A 21,628-nucleotide genomic window follows, 5' to 3' on the forward strand; every position below is an offset into this window, starting at 1 on the left:
GTCTGAGTATAGGAAAAGATGGCAGCCATTCTAGTGAGCGTAGAACACGTTAATAAGACGCAATGTGTCGTCGTTTTGATAATTGTTTGATCAGAATGACGACTGAATGCTACACACCGTCAATGTGGGAGCGGAGCTCGCTCGCGATGAGGCCCTTCCAGACACCAAACAGCTATCGGCAAACACTCAAACCGGCTGCCCCCGATCAATCTTGCTACTCAAAATAATCGACGTCGTCGTCTTCTCCACCCCATCCACACTGCCGATCTGATCCAGCAACTGATCGAGCTGCTCTGGCGAGTCAGTCCGCAGCCACGCCACATAATCAAATTCGCCACTCACGGCACACAACTGCTGAACCTGCGCCATCGCACTGAGCCGACGCAGCACTTCCTTGCCCGAGCGCGGTTGCACGGTAATCCCGACGTACGCCTGCAATCCGCCATCCACCACGCGCTGACCGAGGCGCACCCCATAACCGGTGATGACCCGGGTCTTTTCCAGTCGCGCCAATCGTGAGGTGACGGTCGTGCGAGCGATACCCAATTGCCGGGCCAGCATGGCCACGCTCTCGCGGGCGTTGATCTGCAGGGCGGCGATCAACTGGCGGTCGATCTCGTCAAGAACCGGTGGGCGTGTGTCAGGCAAGGGGCGTCTCCAGTGGCGTGGAACAATGGTTGAACATGTTACAGGCTCGTTTGGCGCGACGCTTGTGGGCGATATTCGAACTTGGGCTATGTGATTGCATAGACATTGCCCAAGTGACGGCTGAATCACGGGCATGAAAAAGCCGCGCATTTGCGCGGCTTTTCTGATTGGCCAATTCAGCAGCCAGGAGTCGGCAGTTCAGTACCGATGGTAATCGCAGTGACTTGCACAGCGGAAAAGCTTTGCTGTGCCTGCGCGTCGAAATCTCTCTCACAGTTGAAGCGGGTGTCTGTTACAAAATCTTCGCCCTTGACCTTGGTCATGCTGGCCTGCCACTGGTTAGAGGCCTTTAGCGCCTGATCGCTGACCAGCACAACTTCCAGCAACACCTGACGAAAGTCCACTGCTCGCGGGCCGTCCCATTTTGCAAAAACCGACGGATCGGCAGCGTTGCCGCACATGGTCAGGCAGTCCGCGTAGAAATTCAGGTCCCCAGCCGCTTGCTGGAAGTTACCGAAGGTCAGGGGCTTGTTGGCAGCCGGAGCGAACGATTCACCAATGAAGGACTTCAAATCGGCTTGGCAGGTCGGCGAAAGCTCCATGCGCAGTTCACTGATCGTGCCGCCACCGGCAGTCGCCGTGATTTGGCAGCCTTGAATCTCATAAGAGTGATGATCGCCCAAGCTCTCACGTGCGACGCCGGCAACCGATTCAAAGTGACGCAGATTGGTGCCCAACATTTTTCCATTAAAAACATCGGCGACACTGGCTTTTGCTTGGGCAATCGCAGGGCTGGCTACAACAATCAATGCTGTAAACAGGCTGGAAGAAATGGCTTTGTTCATCTGCAAATTCCTTTTGTCTCGATTGAGTCGAACGTCATCCTTCGACGATGAGACGCGACCATACACAACGTTGATGGTGATTGGCCAGCGGTGAGCGCCATGTCGCCTATCGGAGGGTGAGTCGCGACACATCGTGACGATGAACTGACGGCCCCGAATGATCGAGGCACCATCCTGTTGAGTGCTGTTGCTCGGATTCCGTCGCGGTCCGCGCAGGTCGCGGCGAAAGCACCGTCACCACATCGTCAATCAACGCCTTACCCAAGCAAGCCCGAGAAGCTGACCATGTTCACGCTGAAACGAGATAACGGCGAGTTGGCCAGGTCGTTAACGGGTTTGCCCCTTTATGCGCTTAAGCGTTTCGAGGGTGAGTGTCTGCAGCCTGGGCGTTAGCGGCGTTTCAGCTTCAAGTTGTTCGGTGATGCCTCGCAGGAAGTCCTGCTGCCAATCGTTGAGCTTCAGGCGTTCGGCTTCGCCAAGTACTTACAAAATCATCGGAAACAAAAAAGGCCAACCGCAATGGTTGGCCTAACTTGTTGACTCATATGGTGGGCCCACACGGACTTGAACCGTGGACCAAAGGATTATGAGTCCTCTGCTCTAACCAACTGAGCTATAGGCCCTCAGTAGGCCGCGGATTATAGCGACGGTTTCTCGGCTGTGCTATCCGAAAAATCCGATACGGCCATACGAAGAAACGTCGCGGCGAATTCGTCGGCGGGAAGAGGCGGACTCACGATGTAACCCTGGATCTGTTCGCAGCCTTCGGCGGCGAGGAATTCCTGTTGGGCCAGGGTCTCCACACCCTCGGCGATGACGGTAAATTGCATGCTGCGGCCCAGGGCGATGATCGCGCGAACGATGGCTGCATCATGCGGATCGTCAGGCAGGCCGCGGACGAACGATTGATCGATCTTGAGAATATCCAGCGGCAGGCGCTTGAGGTAGCTCAAGGATGAATAGCCCGTACCGAAGTCGTCGATGGCCAGTTGCACGCCCAGCTGTTTGAGTTGGTGCAACACCTCGAGCGCTTCTTCGGCCTGGCTCATGATGAAGTTTTCGGTAATCTCCAGTTGCAGAAAACCGGGCTGCAGATGGCTGTCCTTGAGCAGTTGCTCGATCCGTCCCAGCAGGTTGGGTTGACGCAATTGGGCGCCTGCGAGGTTGACCGAGAGCGGGCCGAGGCATTCATACACTTGATTCCACTCGTTCATTTGCCGGCAGGCGGTTTCGAGCACCCAGTCGCCGATTTGCAGAATCATGCCGTTTTCTTCGGCCAGGGGAATGAAGTGTTCTGGCGGCACCATGCCGAAGGTCGGGTGATGCCAGCGAATCAGCGCTTCGGCGCCGACCAGTCGATGGTCGTCGAGGCTGATTTTCGGTTGGTAGTGCAAGAACAGTTCGTTGCGCTCGATGGCGCGGCGTAATTCATGTTCCAGGGCCACGCGTTCGCTGGCCTGTGCGGTGAGGTCGCGCGTGTAGCTTTCGACCCGGTTTCGTCCCTTGGCCTTGGAGCGGTACATCGCGGCGTCGGCGTTCTTGACCAGGGTGGCGACGTCGCAGCCGTCCTTGGGGTACAGGCTGGTGCCAATACTGGCGCTGATGAAAAACTCGTGTTCACCGGCCTGGAACGGCGCCCCGAAGCAATTGAGCAACTTCGTCGCGATGTTGTCGGCATCACTGTTCTGTTGAAGGCCCGGCAGCAAGATGATGAATTCGTCACCGCCCAGGCGCGCGACGGTATCGATATCGCGTAACTGCTCCTTGAGGCGCACCGCGATGCCTTTGAGCAGCAGGTCGCCGACCGGGTGGCCGAGGCTGTCGTTGATGTGTTTGAAGCGGTCCAGGTCGAGGAACAGCACGGCGCCCTGGCCACCATTTTCCTGTTGGGTGTTTAGGGCGGTCTGCAGTCGGCTCTCGAACAGTGTGCGGTTTGGCAGGCCGGTCAACGGGTCGTGATGCGCCTGGTAATCGAGTTTGGCCTGAGCGTGTTTGAGGCTGGAAATGTCGGCGAACACCGCTACAAAGTGGGTGATGAACTTGTCCCGGTTGCGCACGGCGCTGATGGTCAGCCAGCTCGGGTAAAGCTCGCCATTCTTGCGGCGGTTGGAGATTTCGCCTTGCCAGTGGCCTTCTGCAGTCAGTTGGTGCCACATCGCCGCATAAAACGCGCTGTCGTGAAGGCCCGAGGCAAGCAGGCGAGGGGTGTGGCCCAGTGCTTCGCTCTCGCTGTAGCCGGTAATCTCGGTAAACGCGCGATTGACGGCGCTGATGTGCTGTTGAGTGTCGGTGATCAGCACACCCTCGGCCGTGCTTTCGAACACGGTGGCGGCCTGTTGCAGCTTTTCCTGCATCAGGTGCCGCTCGGTGATGTCCCGGGCAATGGTCAACATGCAGTCTTCATCGCCAATAGGCAAAGGACGGCTCGACACTTCGCAGAGACGAATTTGCCCGTCGCTGCGGCGGATGTGGCAACTGAAATCGCGGACGAAGCCATCCCGGTGCAACAGGTCGAGCATCTGTTTGCGTTCGTTGAGGTTGACCCATATCCCGAGGTCCAGGGCTGATCGATCAACGGACATTGCACTGTTGAAGCCGGTGATGCGGCTAAAACCTTCATTGACCTCCAGCAGCAACCCGTCGCTCTGGCGCGACAACAACAATCCGTCCGGGGAGGCGTGGAAGGCCTTGGCAAATTTCTCTTCGGAGGTTTGCAGTTGTTGCTGGGTTTCCTTGAGCTGACTGATATCGCGCACCACCACCACCAGGGCTGGGGTGGTGTCGAGATCGAAAGGCTCGGCGGAAATCAGGCCGGTGAACACGTGGCCGTTACTGCGGCGAAAAGGCATCTCCAGGTTGCGGATGCTGCCGGCCTGCAATCGCTGCAACAGACCCGGCCCTACGCCGGGAATGCCCCAGATGTTGAGGTCGGTGGCGGTCTGGCCGATGACGTCTTCGGCCCTGAGGCCGATTTGCTCTTCGAACGCTTTGTTCACTTCCAGCAGGCAGCCGTCGGACAGTCGGGCGATCACCAGAATGTCCGGGCATTGCTGGAAGACCGAAGCAAATTTTTGCTCGGACAGACTCAACGCTTCTTCTGTGCGCTTGGCATCACTGATATCGATCATCAGCCCGCGCATGATCGGTTCATGGCCGTGCTCGATCAGGCTGACGATATCGCGCACCCACAGGCAGCGACCATCAGCGGTAATGACCCGGTAATCGACGCTGTGATCGCGCCCGGCCAGTACTTCGTGATCGCAGAAAGCCTGCGCCCGGGTCAGGTCCGCGGGGTGGATGATGTTGCGCCAGAAGCCCGGAATCAGCCAGTGAGACAGGGGATAACCGAGGAGCTCTTCGGCATGGGGTGAGACGTAGCTGTAGGTGAAATCACTGATCCGTGCTTCCCAGGCGATGGCCGACAAACTCTCTACCAGCCCGCGATAGTGGTACTCGCTGCTGCGCAGTTCCTGTTCGAGGTCGACCCGGCGCGCAATTTCAGAGCTCAGTCGACGGTTGATCCGGATGACCACGGCCAGCATGACCGTCAGAAACAGCAGCCCCGGCAAGCCGTAGACCAGTAAATCCGACCAGAAGGTTCGATGATCCAGGACGTTGCCCACCCAATGTTCCTGGATGGCGCTGATTTCACTCGGGCTCATGTCCGCCAGCACTTTGTCCAGAATGCCGACCAACACCTTGTTGCCGGGAGGCACGGCCATTGCCAGTTGATAGCGGTAGGGGGTTTCGCCGCTGACATAAAGTCCTTCGAGTTTGAGCTGGCGAAGGCTCCAGACGCTGGACGCAAGATCGCCCACCACCGCGTCCACTTCATCGGTGGCCAATGCTTGCAACGCCGAGCTCACATTGTGCATCGGCACCAGATTCAGGTCGGGGTGGTGGGTGCGCAACAGCTCATGGGGCGCATAGTTTTCCACCACGGCGATCTTCAGCCCGTAAAGGTCTTCGAGTTTGTGCGGTTGCGCGCCGCCGACATGGGCCAGGATGACAATGGGGAAGTCGAGATAGGGGCGAGTAAACGACAGGTACGACTGGCGCTCCGGGGTCGACATGATGCCCGGTAAAATATCCAGTTTGCCTTGCTTGGCCTGTTCCAGCACAACTGTCCAGCTGACCGGTTCGATGGGCGTGAGATTGATGGCCAAGCGTTGGCGGATCACATTGATGTAGTCCGCCGCCAGGCCCTGATAGCGGCCCTGTTCATCGCGGAACTCAAATGGCGGCCACGACGCGTCCACGCCCAGGCGCAAATCCGGGTGTGCGGTCAGCCAGCTACGTTCGTCATCAGTCAGAGTCAGCGCGCCAGCCGTTGCGGTCCAGGTCATCAGCGACAGCAAAAAAAGCACGGTCGGCAGTCTGGGCATAACGGTCTCGTTATGGCTCGGGGGAATGCTTCGAGTGTAGACGGGCTAGGCGGCAGGGGGGAGGTGCGAGGGATTTAATCTGCATAAAGCAAAACCCCCGGCCTGGGCCGGGGGTTCTGTTATTACTCGTCGAGGAAGGAGCGCAAATGCTCGCTTCTCGTCGGGTGGCGCAGCTTGCGCAGTGCCTTGGCTTCGATCTGACGAATCCGTTCACGGGTCACGTCGAACTGTTTACCAACCTCCTCAAGGGTGTGGTCGGTATTCATGTCGATACCGAAGCGCATGCGCAGAACCTTGGCTTCACGGGCAGTGAGGCCGGACAGGACTTCGCGAGTCGCTTCTTTAAGGCTCTCAACGGTGGCGACATCGATTGGCGACTGCATGGTCGAGTCTTCGATGAAGTCACCCAGATGGGAGTCTTCGTCATCACCGATCGGGGTTTCCATGGAGATCGGCTCTTTAGCGATCTTCAATACCTTGCGGATCTTGTCCTCAGGCATTTCCATGCGTTCGCCCAGCTCTTCCGGGGTCGGTTCGCGACCCATTTCCTGCAACATCTGCCGGGAAATACGGTTGAGCTTGTTGATCGTCTCGATCATATGCACCGGAATACGGATGGTGCGGGCCTGGTCGGCGATCGAGCGAGTGATCGCCTGACGGATCCACCAGGTGGCATAAGTCGAGAATTTGTAGCCGCGGCGGTATTCGAACTTGTCTACCGCTTTCATCAAACCGATGTTGCCTTCCTGGATCAGATCGAGGAATTGCAGACCACGGTTGGTGTACTTCTTGGCGATGGAGATCACCAGACGCAAGTTCGCTTCAACCATCTCTTTCTTCGCGCGGCGGGCCTTGGCCTCACCGATCGACATGCGACGGTTGATGTCCTTGATCTCGGCGATCGTCAAACCGGTTTCGGTTTCCAGCGCGGTCAGCTTCTGCTGGCAACGAATGATGTCCGGCTGCAGGCGACCAATGGCTTCAGCGTATTTGCTTTTGCCTTTGGCCAGTGCATCGGTCCAGCTTTCGTCAACTTCATTGCCCGGGAACTGGCGCAGGAAGTCGGCACGCGGCATGCGGGCATCACGAACGCAAAGTTGCATGATCGCGCGCTCTTGCTGACGCAGGCGATCCAGGGCACTGCGAACACGCTCGACCAGGCCTTCGAATTGCTTCGGAACCAGTTTGATCGGCATGAACAGCTCAGCCAGGATCAACAGCTCGGCGATTGCCAGCTTATTGCCACGACCGTGCTTTTTCAGCGCCTTGCGGGTGATTTCCATCTGATCGGAGACAGCACCAAAACGCTGGGCTGCGATGACCGGATCCGGACCGCTTTCGGCTTCTTCTTCGTCATCCGTTGCTTCGGCGTCATCGTCGTCGGTGTCGTCGTCCGCTTTCACGGCTTTCGGATCGATCGGCGGTGGCACTTCTGCAGCAGGCGGCGCAATGCCGTCGTCCGGGTCGATATAACCGCTCAGGACGTCGGACAGGCGGCCACCTTCGGTGGTGACGCGAGTGTACTCGGAGAGAATATGATCAACCGTGCCAGGGAAGTGCGCAATTGCGCCCATCACTTCACGGATGCCCTCTTCAATACGTTTGGCGATTTCGATTTCGCCTTCACGTGTGAGGAGCTCTACCGTACCCATTTCACGCATGTACATGCGCACTGGGTCGGTGGTGCGACCAATGTCGGTCTCGACCGCTGCCAACGCTGCTGCTGCCTCTTCGGCCGCGGCTTCGTCAGTATCGGCGTCGGCCAGCATAAGGGAATCCTTATCTGGCGCAACCTCGAATACGTTGATCCCCATGTCATTGATCATGCGGATGATGTCTTCCACCTGTTCCGGATCTGAAATATCCTCCGGCAGGTGGTCGTTGACCTCCGCGTAAGTCAGGTAACCCTGCTCACGACCAAGTGTGATCAACTCTTTGATACGAGACTGCTGTTGCGCTTTTCCGGACATAACACCCTATCCACTGAAGGTCTTGGCGGGCAAAAAACAAGCCGAGGATTATACCTGAGCTATGACCTCACGCGCCAGTTGAGGTCGGGTTTGATACAGCCATATTGCGTTTTAATAGGTCGCGCATCTGATTTGCGATCTGATTTGCTTCCTCCGGGGTCAATCCCGGCTGTCTGGCTTTCCTGATAAGTACTTCCAGGCTATCCGTGTGTTGAGCGGCCGATAACCTAGTAATGGTGTCTAAAAACTGTTGTTCAAGGTTATCACCTGCAATCAGCCATTCCTTTTCTGCCAATGCTTTGAGTAATCGTCCCTGTTCGGTCCCGTGCCAGCGTGCCATTAGCTGAATTGAGTTTAGCTTAGGATTTTTTTGCACCGCCTCGATCAGGGCCACGAGCAGTTGTGCGTAGGTATTGCTCTCATTGGCAAAATGGTTGGCGGTTTCTACCCGGCCAGCCAGGTCCGGATGATGAATGAGGGTGCGCAGCGCGATCAGCGTGGGCGCTTCGACAGCAATCGGTGTGCGCGGGGTGCTTGGTTGGTCACGATCTGCGCGCTTGCCGTTCTTGTCCCACGGTTTCTTGTCCCATTTCTTGCCGCTGGCGCCGGGTTTCTTCGGCGTCCACTCCTGCTGCGGCACATACATATCTTGTGACTGCGGCTGATGGTAGTCGCTGTAGTCCGGCATGGCGTCGTAATCCATGCCCGGATCGTATGCCGGTGGCGCATCCTGAGGGGCACTTTGCACCAGTTGGCTCACCGCTTCGCCGCTGAGGCCGGTAATTTCGGTCAGGCGCTGACGCATCAGGATGCGCAGATTCGCGCCCGGGACTTTGTCGATCAGCGGCGCGGCAAGGGTGGCCATGTGGGCTTTGCCCTCCAGCGAGCGTGGGTCCGACTCTTCGGTCAACTGCTGGAAGAAATAATCTGCCAAAGGCTGCGCGTGCTGGTTGATTCGCGCACGGAACGCATCCGTGCCTTCGGAGCGGACCAGCGTATCCGGGTCTTCGCCTTCCGGCAGGAACAGGAAGCGTGCGCGCCGCCCGTCTTGCAGGCAGGGCAGTGTCGCTTCCAGTGCGCGCCAGGCAGCATTGCGGCCGGCCTGGTCGCCGTCAAAACAGAACAGCACGTTAGGCACGACGCGAAACAGTCGCTTCAAATGCTCTTCGCTGGTGGCGGTGCCCAGGGTCGCCACGGCATTGCGCAAGCCTTGCTGGGCGAGGGCGATGACGTCCATATAGCCTTCGACGACGATGATTTCGTCGAGGTTGCGGTTGTTCTTGCGCGCTTCATAAAGGCCGTAGAGTTCCTGGCCTTTATGGAATACCGGGGTTTCCGGTGAGTTCAGGTATTTCGGCTTGTCGTCGCCCAGTACCCGGCCTCCGAAAGCGATGATGCGCCCGCGGCTGTCACGAATCGGGAACATCACGCGATCGCGGAAGCGGTCATAGCGTTTGCCGGTTTCGGCGTTCTCGATCAGCAGGCCGGCGTCGACCATGGCTTTTTGTTGCAGGGTATCGCTGCTCAAGTGTTTGAACAGGTTGTCCCAGCCTGGCGGAGCAAAGCCGAGGCCGAAGTCGCGAGCGATCTCTCCCGTCAGTCCACGGCCCTTCAGGTAATCCACTGCAGCTTTGCGTGATGGATGGCTTTTCAGTGCCTGACGGTAAAAATCGGCAGCGGCAGTGAGCAGCGGATACAGCGGCGAATCGGTTGGTTGTCGCGGTTTGTGCGGCCGGCCACTTTCTTCGCGGGGGATTTCCATGCCGGCGGCTTTGGCCAGTTCCTCAACGGCCTGGACGAAATCCAGGTTGTCGTGGTCCATCATGAAGCCGAGGGCGTTTCCGCCAGCGCCGCAACCGAAGCAGTAATAGAACTGTTTGTCAGGGCTGACGCTGAAAGACGGGGTTTTCTCTTTGTGGAACGGGCAGCAAGCGGTGTAGTTCTTGCCGGCCTTTTTCATTTGCAGGCGCGAGCTGACCACATCGACGATGTCGGTGCGGTTCAGAAGGTCGTCAATGAAGCTCTGGGGAATTAGCCCGGCCATGGCGTTCTCGTCATCTGCGCTGAAAGGGACCTATAACGAAGGGCGGCCGAACGTGGGTCGTTGCTTGAGGCGCGCAAAAGATGCGGCTCGACCGGTGTCGTCTGCGTAATCGCTATCGGGGAGTGTATCTGCCGAAAATCCACTGACGTTAATACCAATCAGTAATCGACTGTTTGAAAGTGTTGCGCTGAGTCCGCTGCGGCCTGTCGATGGCCTCGGATAGCTCAATAAGCGGGCACGCAAGCAGGTGCCTTGGGCTGATCGTCGTGAGAGGAATCAGTGGGTGTGCTCGTCAGTAGCCTTGGAAGGCTCGTCAGAAAAGACGTGCACCGCTGGCAAAAGAGCCAGGTCTGACGCTGTGAAGCAGATTTGTCTCGGTCGCATCTGCGGCTTCGACGGTGAAGCATCAAGCGTTTTACGCAAATGCCATTAGCCCGGCTTGGAGCCGGGCTTGGCAGAAGCTTGCTACGATCGTCTGTGTATTAGTACAGACGAACGGCGCGGCGCTGTTCGCGCTGAACTTTCTTCGCGTGACGCTTAACAGCGGCTGCTGCTTTGCGCTTACGCTCAGAAGTTGGCTTCTCGTAAAATTCGCGGCTACGAACTTCAGCCAGTACACCGGCTTTTTCGCAGGAGCGCTTGAAACGACGCAGAGCTACGTCGAAGGGTTCGTTCTCTTTTACTTTGACGGCTGGCATCCAGAGCTACCTTCATTCATTACCGGGGTCAACATCCTCGCGGCAAAAGAGCACTTGAAGACGTCGGTTTTTAAGGGTTGCGGATGTTAACCCCTCATCGCTTGGAATGCAAAGCCTCTGATCGAAAACCGCTGGTCGGGGCATCACGTGGCGACTATTATGCGCGCCTTCGAATTCAGCCTAAATAAGGCGCAAACCCATGCTAGTACTGGGATTAGAAACCTCCTGCGACGAAACCGGTGTCGCATTATATGACAGTGAACGCGGGCTGTTGGCCGACGCACTGTTCAGCCAGATCGACCTGCACCGCGCCTATGGCGGTGTGGTGCCGGAGCTGGCCTCGCGCGACCACGTCAAACGCATGCTGCCCTTGATTCGTCAGGTGTTGGCCGAAGCTGACTGCGTGCCGACCGAGATCGACGCCATCGCTTACACCGCGGGTCCTGGCCTGGTCGGTGCGTTGCTGGTGGGCGCGTCCTGTGCCCAGGCGCTGGCCTTTGCCTGGGGTATTCCGGCCTTGGGCGTGCATCACATGGAAGGCCACTTGCTGGCGCCGATGCTGGAGACGCAACCGCCAGAATTCCCGTTCGTCGCTTTGTTGGTGTCCGGTGGCCATACGCAGCTGGTTCAGGTCGACGGAATCGGCCAGTACACGCTGTTGGGCGAGACATTGGACGATGCCGCCGGTGAGGCTTTCGACAAGACCGCGAAGATGATGGGGCTCAATTACCCGGGCGGCCCGGAAATCGCGCGCCTTGCCGAGCAAGGCGTTGCGGGGCGGTTCACGTTTCCGCGTCCGATGTGCGATCGCCCGGGCCTGGCGTTCAGCTTCAGCGGCTTGAAAACCTTCGCGTTGAACACCTGGCAGCAAAGCGTCAGTGCCGGGGACGACAGCGAGCAAGCCCGTTGCGACATCTCTCTGGCGTTCCAGCAGGCCGTGGTGGAGACTTTGACCATCAAGTGCAAGCGAGCCCTTAAACAAGCGGGCATGAAGCGCCTGGTCATCGCAGGGGGCGTCAGCGCGAACAAGGCGCTGCGCACCTCGCTGGAAAAAATGCTCGGCGACATGAAGGGCGATGTGTTTTACGCCCGTCCGGAGTTCTGCACCGACAATGGCGCAATGATCGCGTTTGCCGGATGCCAGCGCTTGCAGGCCGGCCAGCATGAAAGCCTGGCCATTAGCGTTCAGGCTCGTTGGCCGATGGAGCAATTGTCGGCGCTGTGATGAGCCGCGCTCGCGTCCGGTATTTAAAAATGCCGTTCGCGCCCGGCAAACAGGTCGCGTAGATTGCCGCGATGACGCCAGACAATCAGCCCGGTGAGCACGCTCATGGGCAGCAAGGCCGCCGGTTCCTGCCAGGCAAGCAACGGCAGGGTCAGCGGTGTGGCAATCAGTGCAGCGAGTGAGCTGGTGCGGGTCAGGTAGAACGTCAGCAGCCAGGCGCAGACCGCCAGCAGTGCCGCAGGCGGGTAAAGCCCCAGCAGCATGCCGGCAGCGGTGGCGACACCTTTGCCGCCGCGAAAGCGGAAGTACACTGGAAACAGATGGCCGATGACGGCGCAGATGCCAATCCAGGCCTGTTCTTGCAGCGAAAGGCCTGCAAGGCCGGCGATCAGCACGGGCAGCAAGCCTTTGCAGAGGTCGCCAAGCAAGGTCAGGACGGCAAGTTTTTTGCCGGCCAGGCGCAACATGTTGGTGGCGCCGGCATTGCCCGAGCCACTCATTCGCGGATCGGGATTCCCGGTCAGGCGGCTGAGCAAAATGGCGAAGGACAGAGAGCCGAGCAGGTAGGCGAGGATCGCCAGTAACCAAAACATGCTAACTATTCCGGGCGAGGACGCCCTGATTCTAACGGCGCATTGCGCCCTTGTCGTGCAGCGGAGAAAAGTGCTTGGACAGAGTGTTTATCGAGGGCCTGGAAGTCGACACCGTAATTGGTGCCTACGACTGGGAGCGAGGCATCCGACAGTGCCTGCGTCTTGATCTGAGCTTCGCCTGGGACAATCGCCCAGCCGCCGCCGGTGATGACCTGACCCTGGCGCTCGATTACGCGAGCGTTTCGTCGCGCATCCAGGCGTTTGCCGAGCAGGCGCAGTATCAACTGGTCGAGACCTTCGCCGAGCGTCTGGTCGAAGTGCTGATGAGTGAATTCAAGATCACCTGGGTGCGTCTCAAGCTGACCAAGCCTGGCGCTGTCCCGGCTGCCAAGGGCGGTGTGGGCGTGGAGATCGAGCGCGGATGTCGCTGACTCAGGTGTACCTCGGGCTCGGTAGCAATATCGAGCGTGAAACCCATTTGCAGGCGGGGCTGGACGCCTTGGCGGCGTTTTTGGTGGATGTCCGCTGCTCGGCTGTCTTCGAAAGCCAGCCAGTGGGCATCAAGAGCGGGCCGTTCTTCAATTTCGTGGTGTCGGCGTATACCGATCTGCCGCTGATGGAGCTGGACCGCCGATTGAAGTTCATCGAGGCGGACAATGGTCGTTATGCGCCGGACCGCAAGGGTTTGCCGCTGGACATCGACGTCCTGTTGTTTGGTGATCTGGTGGGCAATTTCGATGGATTGATCCTGCCGCGGGCAGAAATTCTGAAGAACGCTTTTGTGTTGTGGCCGTTATCGCTGATTGCGCCGGATCGTGTGCATCCGGGCGTAGGCAAAAGCTTTGCGACCTTGTGGAGTGAAGCGCACATTGATCAGGTGTTGGCGCCGGTGGCTTTTGAATGGCGCGGCGAGCCGTTGACCCCTTCGAATTTGTTGTGAGGCGGATAACGCCGTCGCGAGCAAGCTCGGCTCCTACAGGGGTCACCTAAATCCTGTGGGAGCCGGGCTTGCCCGCGATGCTTTCAGGTAGACGCCTCCTCCTTGTAGGCTTTCAACGCTTTAAGCCGTTCACGCTTGATCGCCTCACCCAGCTCCGGCCCCTTGAATCCTTTCTCCAGCAGCGGCTGAACCGCCACACTCCGAGCTGCCGTCGCCGCCCCGCGCAAATAATCCGCCTGTGGATAACTTCTCAGCTCCAGCCCTTTGCGCCCGCGCGCGTCCATCTCGCACGCGCTGATGAACTCTTCGAACCGCTGCGGCCGGCGGTAAACGTCAAAGCTTTGCAGCAACTCCAGCAAGGTCGAAGGTTTCAGCTCCAGGGCGCGATGGCCGTGGGTGTGATATTGGCCGACCAGTAATGCCAGTTCCTGACAGTCTTTCGGCGCCTTGAAGCGTTCGTTGACCGTTTTGATCAGCTTCAGGCCTGTGTGTTCATGAGCAATATGGCGTGGCCATTCTTCCTCGGGGGTCAGCCCTTTACCGAGGTCGTGCAGCAGGCAGGCCCAACGCACGGTCAGCGGTTGTTTGTGTAGTGCCGATTGCTCAAGCACGCTCAACGTGTGCACGCCCGTGTCGATTTCCGGGTGGTGAGCTTTGGGCTGTGGAACGCCAAACAGCGCGTCGACTTCAGGCATCAACACTTTCAATGCACCGCATTCGCGTAGCACTTCAATGAACACCTGCGGCTGATCTTCCATCAATGCCCGGGAGATTTCTTTCCAGCTGCGTTCCGCAGTCAGGGCTTCCAGTTCACCGGATTCGCTGAGTTCGCGCATCAACCCAAGTGTCTCGGGAGCAACCGTGAAACCCAGCGCCGCATAACGCGCGGCAAAGCGAGCAACACGCAGGACACGGAGTGGATCTTCGGCGAACGCGGGGGAAACGTGACGGAGCAGGCGCGCTTCAAGATCACGCTGGCCATGGTAAGGGTCGGTCAGGTTTTGCTGATCGTCTTCGGCCATCGCATTGATCGTCAGGTCCCGGCGAATCAGGTCTTCTTCGAGGGTGACTTCGGGGCTGGCGTGGAAGGTAAAGCCGCCATAACCGCGTCCGCTTTTGCGTTCGGTGCGGGCGAGGGCGTATTCCTCGCCGCTTTTCGGATGAAGAAATACCGGAAAGTCCGCACCCACCGGCCGAAAGCCATTGGCGAGCATTTCTTCGGCCGTGGCGCCCACCACCACCCAATCGATATCGGTGACAGGTTTGCCGAGCAGGCGATCACGTACTGCGCCACCGACTTTATAAATCTGCATAAAAAACCTCCGTTAGCTCGACAGAATAACCGTTGCGTCGAACTTGCGGAGGTTCAAACAGGCTCAAAGATGGATGACGGCCAGGTCCAGTCGGCCGTAATCCCCTTCGCTGTGCTCGCTTCTGGGGGGTACATGGTGGGTTTTCATCACCTGATCCCCTTGCAGCGTTTCCAGGTGAATATCGAAGCCCCACAACCGGTGCAGGTGCTTGAGCACCTCCTCGGTGGATTCGCCCAGCGGCTTGCGGTCGTGTTGCTGGTGACGCAGGGTCAGGGAGCGATCTCCACGCCGGTCGATGCTGTAAATCTGCACGTTGGGCTCGCGATTGCCCAGGTTGTACTGCGCCGCCAGGGTTTCACGGATGATGCGGTAGCCTTCTTCATCGTGGATCGCGGGTACGAGCAGGTCATCCTTTTGGTCGTCATCGAGAATGCTGAACAACTTCAGGTCGCGGATCACTTTCGGTGACAGGTACTGCAGGATAAAACTCTCATCCTTGAAGCTGCTCATGGCGAACTTGATGGTCGACAGCCAGTCGGTGCCGGCAATTTCCGGGAACCAGTGGCGATCTTCGTCGGTGGGGTTCTCGCACATGCGCCGGATATCCCGGTACATGGCGAACCCCAGGGTGTAAGGGTTTATTCCGTTGTAGTAAGGGCTGTCAAAACCGGGTTGAAACACCACGCTGGTGTGGGATGTCAGGAACTCCATCATGAACCCGTCGGTGACCAGGCCTTCGTCGTACAGGTCGTTCATCAACGTGTAGTGCCAGAACGTGGCCCAGCCTTCGTTCATCACCTGGGTCTGACGCTGTGGATAAAAATATTGCGCGATCTTGCGCACGATCCGCACGATTTCCCGCTGCCACGGTTCCAGTAGCGGCGCGTGTTTTTCGATGAAGTACAGGATGTTTTCCTGAGGTTCAGCGGGGAAGCGTGCATTGTCCTTGTCGCTGTACTTGTCCGCGCCTTTGGGAATGGTGCGCCACAGGTCGTTGATCTGTTTCTGCAGATGCTCTTCCCGATCCTTTTGCCGACGCCGTTCTTCTTCCGCGGAAATCGGATAAGGGCGTTTGTAGCGGTCGACGCCGTAGTTCATCAACGCGTGGCAGGAGTCGAGCAAGTCCTCCACGGCGTCGATGCCGTGGCGTTCCTCGCACTGCATGATGTACTGCTTGGCGAACACCAGGTAATCGATGATCGAACTGGCGTCAGTCCAGGTGCGGAACAGGTAATTGCCTTTGAAAAAGCTGTTGTGCCCATAGCAGGCATGCGCCACGACCAATGCCTGCATGCAGATGGTGTTTTCTTCCATCAGGTAAGCAATACACGGATCGGAGTTGATCACGATCTCGTAGGCCAGCCCCATCTGCCCACGGCTGTAGGATTTTTCGGTGCTGAGGAAGTGCTTGCCGTAGGACCAATGGTGATAGCCCAACGGCATCCCGACAGAAGCGTAGGCGTCCATCATCTGTTCAGCGGTGATCACTTCGATCTGGTTAGGGTAAGTATCGAGGGCATACCGAGCCGCCAGGCGACTGATTTCCTTGTCGTAGGCCTGGATCAGCTCGAACGTCCATTCGGAGCCGGTGGAAATGGGTTGGCGCTTCTGCTCTTTGGCGGTCATGTCACTAACCTGCGCTGGAAGAGTTCACGGAAGACCGGGTAGATATCCCCGGCCGAGACCAGTTGCTGCTGGGCAAAAGTGTCAGAGAAGGCTTCGGCGATGCGTTCGTACTCGAACCACAGGGCCTGATGTTCGCGCGGGGTGATCTCAACGTAAGTGTAGTACTGCACGAACGGCATGATCTGGTTGATCAGAATGTCGCGGCAGATCGGTGAATCGTCGTTCCAGTTATCGCCGTCGGACGCCTGGGCGGCGTAGATATTCCATTCATTGCTCGGATAGCGCTCGGCCATGATCTCCTGCATCAGCTTCAAGGCACTGGAGACGATGGTGCCGCCGGTTTCGCGTGAATAGAAGAACTCTTCTTCATCCACTTCCCGGGCGCTGGTGTGGTGGCGGATGAACACGACGTCGATCTTGTCGTAGTTACGCTTGAGAAACAGGTACAGCAGGATGAAAAAGCGCTTGGCGATGTCCTTCGTCGCCTGGGTCATGGAGCCGGACACGTCCATCAGGCAGAACATCACGGCCTTCGAGCTGGGGTTGGGCTGCTTGATCAACAGGTTGTACTTGAGGTCGAACGTATCAAGAAACGGCACGCGATGAATCCGTGCGCTGAGTTTTTCGATTTCGGCTTCGATTTTCTGGATATCGCCGAAATTGTCCGGTTCTTCCTGCTTGAGTCGCAGCAGTTCCTCTTTGGCTTCACGCAGCTTGGCGCGGCTGCTGCCTGACAGGGCAATGCGCCGTGCATGGGCCGAGCGCAAGGTGCGAATGATGTTGATGCGCGATGGGTTGCCTTCGTTGCTGATCCCTGCGCGTACCGTTTTGAAGGTGTCGGTACCGGTCAGGTTGCGTTTGACCAGGTTCGGCAGCTCGAGGTCCTCGAACATGAATTCGAGGAATTCCTCCTGGGTGATCTGGAAGACAAACTCGTCCATCCCTTCGCCCGAGTTGCCTGCCTTGCCGGGGCCTCTGCCACCGCCCCCTCCGGGCGGGCGGGCTATGTGCTCGCCGCTGGTGAATTCCTTGTTGCCGGGGTGCACGACGGTTTGCTTGCCGCCACGGCCGTGGTGAAGCACCGGCTCGTCGATATCGCGGCCAGGAATGCTGATCTGTTCGCCGTGTTCCATGTCGGTAATGGAGCGCCGGCTGACCGCCTCTTCGACAGCCTTTTTGATGTGATCACGGTAACGTCGCAGAAACCGCTGACGGTTCACCGTGCTCTTGTTCTTGCCATTGAGACGTCGGTCGATCACATAGCTCATAGGGCCCTCCGGGCGGCTTCAAGTTGTGAGCTACAAGCTGCAAGTAGAAGCTGCCCGGATGTCAGGGCTTACGCGCTTTTTCTTGCCGCTTGTAGCTTATGGCTTGCCGCTGCGTCATTGCGATTTCCGGACCCGTAGGTACCATTCGGAAAGAAGCCGTACCTGTTTGTCGGTGTAGCCGCGCTCGACCATCCGTGTGACGAAGTCGTTGTGCTTCTGCTGGTCCTCTTTGCTGGCCTTGGCGTTGAAGCTGATGACCGGCAGCAGGTCCTCGGTGTTCGAGAACATTTTCTTCTCGATAACCACCCGCAGTTTTTCGTAACTGAGCCAGGTCGGGTTCTTGCCGTTGTTGTTGGCCCGGGCGCGCAGGACGAAGTTGACGATTTCGTTGCGGAAATCCTTCGGATTGCTGATGCCGGCCGGTTTTTCGATTTTCTCCAGTTCTTCGTTCAGGGCCACTCGGTTGAGGATTTCGCCGGTTTCCGGGTCGCGGTATTCCTGGTCCTGGATCCAGAAGTCGGCGTACAGCACGTAGCGATCGAAGATGTTCTGGCCGTATTCGCTGTACGACTCGAGGTAGGCGGTCTGGATCTCCTTGCCGATGAACTCGATGTAGCGCGGTGCCAGGTATTCCTTGAGGAAGCGCAGGTAGCGTTCGCGGGTTTCGGCCTGGAACTGTTCCTGTTCGATCTGTTGTTCCAGCACGTACAGCAAGTGCACCGGGTTGGCGGCGATTTCGTGCGGATCGAAGTTGAAGACCTTCGACAGGATCTTGAACGCGAATCGGGTCGAGAGACCGTTCATGCCTTCGTCGACACCGGCGTTGTCGCGGTATTCCTGGATCGACTTGGCCTTCGGATCAGTGTCCTTGAGGTTTTCACCGTCATACACGCGCATTTTCGAGTAGATGTTCGAGTTTTCCGGCTCCTTGAGGCGAGAGAGCACGGTGAACTGGGCGAGCATCTTCAAGGTATCGGGCGCGCAATGGGCCTTGGCCAGGGAACTGTTGAACAGCAGTTTGTCGTAGATCTTCACTTCGTCGCTGACCCGCAGGCAGTACGGTACTTTGACGATGTAGATCCGGTCGATGAACGCTTCGTTGTTCTTGTTGTTGCGGAAGGTGTGCCATTCCGATTCGTTGGAGTGGGCCAGCAGGATCCCGGTAAACGGAATCGCGCCGAGGCCTTCGGTACTGTTGTAGTTGCCTTCCTGGGTAGCCGTCAGCAATGGGTGCAGCACCTTGATCGGCGCCTTGAACATTTCGACGAATTCCATCAGGCCCTGGTTGGCCCGGCACAGTGCGCCCGAGTAGCTATAAGCGTCGGCGTCGTTCTGTGGGTATTCCTCCAGTTTGCGGATATCGACCTTGCCCACCAGTGCCGAGATGTCCTGGTTGTTCTCGTCTCCCGGCTCGGTTTTGGCCACGGCGATCTGATTGAGAATCGACGGATAGAGTTTCACTACGCGGAACTGGCTGATATCGCCGCCGAACTCGGCCAGGCGCTTGGTGGCCCATGGCGACATGATGGTGTTGAGGTAGCGCCGCGGAATGCCGAAATCTTCTTCGAGGATCGCGCCATCTTCAGTGGCGTTGAACAGACCGAGGGGCGACTCGAATACCGGTGAGCCCTTGATCGCGTAGAAGGGCACTTTCTCGATCAGTTGTTTCAGCTTCTCGGCCAGGGACGATTTACCGCCACCGACGGGGCCGAGCAGATAGAGGATTTGTTTCTTCTCTTCCAGGCCCTGAGCCGCATGGCGGAAATACGACACGATCTGGTCGATGCATTCTTCCATCCCGTGGAAGTCTTCAAAGGCCGGATAGCGGCGGATCACCTTGTTGGAAAAGATTCGCGACAGTCTCGAGTTGGTCGAGGTGTCGAGCAGCTCCGGTTCTCCGATGGCCAGCAATAGACGCTCGGCTGCGGAGGCGTAGGCGCTGCGGTCCTGTTTGCACAGCTCAAGATACTCTTGCAGCGAGAGTTCTTCCTGGCGTGTGGACTCGAAGCGTTGTTGGAAGTGGCTAAAGATACTCATGACGTCACCTCGCTCGATACGTGGAGCCGACGCCGGATCACTCAGTCGATGCTGGCAGCAACCGAACAGGCGGTCGCTGTTTACCCCCCAGAACTCTAACGGAGCTGACTACTCCGAAAGCTACTCCCGATGACCCGCGCGCCGGTGTACCGGCTCTCCCCTGTTTTGGATGGCCTGCGCTTAAGGATAGTTGCTAATTCGGGAGGTAAAGGCGAGATACGCAATTAGTTGTGGCACACCGTTCGTCTGCCACCGCGCGAGCCCACGGGGGGCGGGGGCTCGCAGGTTACAAAAAAATTATTCGGAGGTACCTTGCGCGGTTTCCGCAGGATACGTCGTACGCCACAGCTCAAAACCGCCGTCCATGCTGTAGACGTCGGAGAAGCCCTGGCTGATGAGGTAGGCGGCGGCACCCTGGCTGGAATTGCCGTGGTAGCAGACCACTACGGTCGGCGCGTCCAGGTCTGCACCCTGAATAAAGGCATGCAGGGAATGATTGTCCAGATGCTTCGAGCCGCTGATGTGCAGCGCGGCATAGGTTTGCGGATCGCGGACGTCGACCACCACTGCGCCTTGTTCGCGCAGGGCTTGTGCCTGTTCCGGGGGGATACGTTTGAATTCGCTCATGGCGGGCTCCTGTGGCTCGGCTGATAGCGCAGCCTAGCGCGGGGCGCTGGCTGGGGTTTGTTCGGTAAGGGGGGGAGTGACGGCGGGTTCACTGTGGCCCTGATCGTTGCATTGGCACTGCAGGCGTTCGAAGGTGTCGACGTTCATCAGGGTCATGGCTCCACCCCAGACACAACCGGTGTCGAGCGCGAAGATCCCCGGTTCGTCACAGTTGCCTTCGAGGGCCGCCCAGTGGCCGAAGATGATCTTCAGGCCCTTGGTCTTGCGTTCCTTGTACGTGAACCATGGCTTGTAGCCTGGTAGCGCTGTGCCGACGCCTTCCTTGCTCTTGAGGTCGAGTTTGCCCTCGCTGGTGCAGAAACGCATGCGGGTGAAGTAGTTGGTGATGACGCGCAGGCGGGTCACGCCCTTGAGGTCGCTATCCCATTTCACCGGTTCGTTGCCGTACATGCCGTCGAGGTACGGGGCGATGCGGTTGTCGTCGCGCAGGGCCTCTTCAACTTCGGCGGCGCACTTCAAGGCTTTGCGCAATGACCACTGCGGTGGAATGCCGGCGTGCACCAGTGCGATATCGCGCTGTTCGTCGTAGTGCATGAGCTTTTGCTGGCGCAGCCACTCCAGCAGCTCCGCGCAATCTGGCGCTTCGAGGATCTCGCGCAGGGTGTCGGCTTTCTTCAGGCGTTCAATGTTGTACCCGGCGGCCAGCAGGTGCAGGTCATGGTTGCCCAGTACGCACACCAGCGATTCACGAATGCCATAGAGAAAGCGCAAGGTTGCCAGCGACTGCGGGCCGCGGTTGACCAGGTCGCCCACCAGCCAGAGACGATCCTTGGCCGGATCGAAAGCGACTTGCTCAAGCAGGCATTGCAGGGGCTCGAGGCAGCCCTGCAAGTCACCAACGACGTACGTTGCCATTAGTGCAAGGCTCCGGGCACCGCCAGGCGGAATGGAGCGATGACGGCGTCGAAATGCTTACCGTCGCCGGCAATCATCTGATAGGTGCCTTGCATGGTGCCGACCTTGGTGGTCATGACCGTGCCGCTGCTGTAGGTGTGGTTTTCGCCGACCAGGATCAGCGGCTGCAAGCCTACGACGCCCGCACCCTTGACCTCCTCGACATGCCCGTCACCGTCGGTGATGACCCAGTGCCGCGACAACAGTGTGGCCGGTAGCTTGCCGTTGTTGTGCACGGTAATGGTGTACGCAAAAGCAAAGCGGTTTTGCTCGGGTTGCGATTGTTCTGCCAGATAGCGGGTGACGACGCTGACGTCGACCTGATAAAGAGGATCGGACATGCAAGAGGCCTTAAAAACGAAGCGGGACGCGGGGCGTAGCTGATGGAGTTCAGTCTAGGCCAAGTACCGGGTAGTAAACCAGACATCGCGTCTGGCGTCCTACCCGATAACGCT

At 58.2% G+C, this 21,628-nt stretch carries 17 protein-coding genes and 1 tRNA gene; 3 read left to right on the top strand and 15 right to left on the bottom strand.

All coding sequences use genetic code 11. From position 1 onward, the window contains the following. Positions 1–186: 186 nt before the first annotated feature. From D882_RS0130365 to rpsU, 7 genes are all read right to left on the bottom strand, one after another. Positions 187–648, bottom strand: a complete 462-nt coding sequence (locus tag D882_RS0130365; protein WP_027926714.1) for an Lrp/AsnC family transcriptional regulator — start codon at positions 646–648, stop codon at positions 187–189. A gap of 176 nt (positions 649–824) precedes the next feature. Continuing rightward, complete coding sequence (locus tag D882_RS0130370) at positions 825–1,493, bottom strand: hypothetical protein (RefSeq protein WP_027926715.1); 669 nt, start codon at positions 1,491–1,493, stop codon at positions 825–827. Between the two features lie 546 nt (positions 1,494–2,039). Further along, positions 2,040–2,116 (bottom strand) — tRNA-Ile (locus tag D882_RS0130375). A 15-nt stretch (positions 2,117–2,131) separates the two neighbouring features. Next, complete coding sequence (locus D882_RS0130380; protein WP_027926716.1) at positions 2,132–5,878, bottom strand: bifunctional diguanylate cyclase/phosphodiesterase; 3,747 nt, start codon at positions 5,876–5,878, stop codon at positions 2,132–2,134. A gap of 122 nt (positions 5,879–6,000) precedes the next feature. Next, a complete protein-coding gene (rpoD, locus tag D882_RS0130385) occupies positions 6,001–7,848 on the bottom strand; it encodes an RNA polymerase sigma factor RpoD (protein ID WP_027926717.1) in 1,848 nt (615 codons plus the stop codon). Between the two features lie 67 nt (positions 7,849–7,915). Then, entirely contained in the window at positions 7,916–9,892 is a 1,977-nt protein-coding gene (gene dnaG, locus D882_RS0130390; protein WP_027926718.1) for a DNA primase, read from the bottom strand. A 482-nt stretch (positions 9,893–10,374) separates the two neighbouring features. Continuing rightward, the gene (gene rpsU, locus D882_RS1000000132525) at positions 10,375–10,590 is read right to left on the bottom strand and encodes a 30S ribosomal protein S21 (RefSeq protein WP_002551877.1); all 216 of its coding nucleotides are present in this window, start codon (positions 10,588–10,590) and stop codon (positions 10,375–10,377) included. Between the two features lie 199 nt (positions 10,591–10,789). Here rpsU and tsaD point away from each other — a divergent pair, with 199 nt between their 5' ends. Continuing rightward, positions 10,790–11,815, top strand: coding sequence for a tRNA (adenosine(37)-N6)-threonylcarbamoyltransferase complex transferase subunit TsaD (tsaD, locus tag D882_RS0130400; protein WP_027926719.1), 1,026 nt, complete (start codon positions 10,790–10,792; stop codon positions 11,813–11,815). A gap of 23 nt (positions 11,816–11,838) precedes the next feature. Here the strand turns inward: tsaD and plsY are convergent, their stop codons facing one another. Then, entirely contained in the window at positions 11,839–12,408 is a 570-nt protein-coding gene (gene plsY, locus D882_RS0130405) for a glycerol-3-phosphate 1-O-acyltransferase PlsY (protein ID WP_027926720.1), read from the bottom strand. A 74-nt stretch (positions 12,409–12,482) separates the two neighbouring features. Here plsY and folB point away from each other — a divergent pair, with 74 nt between their 5' ends. Then, positions 12,483–12,839, top strand: a complete 357-nt coding sequence (gene folB / locus D882_RS0130410; protein ID WP_027926721.1) for a dihydroneopterin aldolase — start codon at positions 12,483–12,485, stop codon at positions 12,837–12,839. Further along, positions 12,830–13,348: a 2-amino-4-hydroxy-6-hydroxymethyldihydropteridine diphosphokinase gene (gene folK, locus D882_RS0130415; protein WP_027926722.1), complete on the top strand. Its 519-nt coding sequence runs from the start codon at positions 12,830–12,832 to the stop codon at positions 13,346–13,348. Before folB ends, folK begins: the two co-directional genes overlap by 10 nt. A gap of 83 nt (positions 13,349–13,431) precedes the next feature. Here the strand turns inward: folK and D882_RS0130420 are convergent, their stop codons facing one another. From D882_RS0130420 to apaG, 7 genes are all read right to left on the bottom strand, one after another. Then, entirely contained in the window at positions 13,432–14,661 is a 1,230-nt protein-coding gene (locus tag D882_RS0130420; RefSeq protein WP_027926723.1) for a multifunctional CCA addition/repair protein, read from the bottom strand. 63 nt (positions 14,662–14,724) lie between these two features. Beyond that, positions 14,725–16,287, bottom strand: a complete 1,563-nt coding sequence (locus D882_RS0130425; RefSeq protein ID WP_027926724.1) for a SpoVR family protein — start codon at positions 16,285–16,287, stop codon at positions 14,725–14,727. Further along, positions 16,284–17,555, bottom strand: a complete 1,272-nt coding sequence (locus D882_RS0130430) for a YeaH/YhbH family protein (RefSeq protein ID WP_007947798.1) — start codon at positions 17,553–17,555, stop codon at positions 16,284–16,286. Before D882_RS0130430 ends, D882_RS0130425 begins: the two co-directional genes overlap by 4 nt. A gap of 114 nt (positions 17,556–17,669) precedes the next feature. Next, positions 17,670–19,592 (bottom strand): PrkA family serine protein kinase, encoded by a 1,923-nt coding sequence (locus D882_RS0130435; protein WP_010467160.1) that lies wholly within the window; start codon positions 19,590–19,592, stop codon positions 17,670–17,672. Positions 19,593–19,889: 297 nt separating this feature from the next. Next, positions 19,890–20,219 carry a thiosulfate sulfurtransferase GlpE gene (glpE, locus tag D882_RS0130440; protein WP_027926725.1) on the bottom strand — a complete coding sequence of 110 codons (330 nt, stop codon included), beginning with the start codon at positions 20,217–20,219 and terminating at the stop codon, positions 19,890–19,892. Between the two features lie 33 nt (positions 20,220–20,252). Then, on the bottom strand, positions 20,253–21,134 hold the full coding sequence (locus D882_RS0130445; RefSeq protein WP_027926726.1) for a symmetrical bis(5'-nucleosyl)-tetraphosphatase: 882 nt from the start codon (positions 21,132–21,134) through the stop codon (positions 20,253–20,255). After that, complete coding sequence (apaG, locus tag D882_RS0130450) at positions 21,134–21,514, bottom strand: Co2+/Mg2+ efflux protein ApaG (RefSeq protein ID WP_027926727.1); 381 nt, start codon at positions 21,512–21,514, stop codon at positions 21,134–21,136. The genes D882_RS0130445 and apaG overlap by 1 nt, the downstream gene beginning before the upstream one ends. Positions 21,515–21,628: the final 114 nt, after the last annotated feature.

Source organism: Pseudomonas sp. URMO17WK12:I12 (genome assembly GCF_000514395.1).
Classification (GTDB): Bacteria; Pseudomonadota; Gammaproteobacteria; order Pseudomonadales; family Pseudomonadaceae; genus Aquipseudomonas; species Aquipseudomonas mucoides.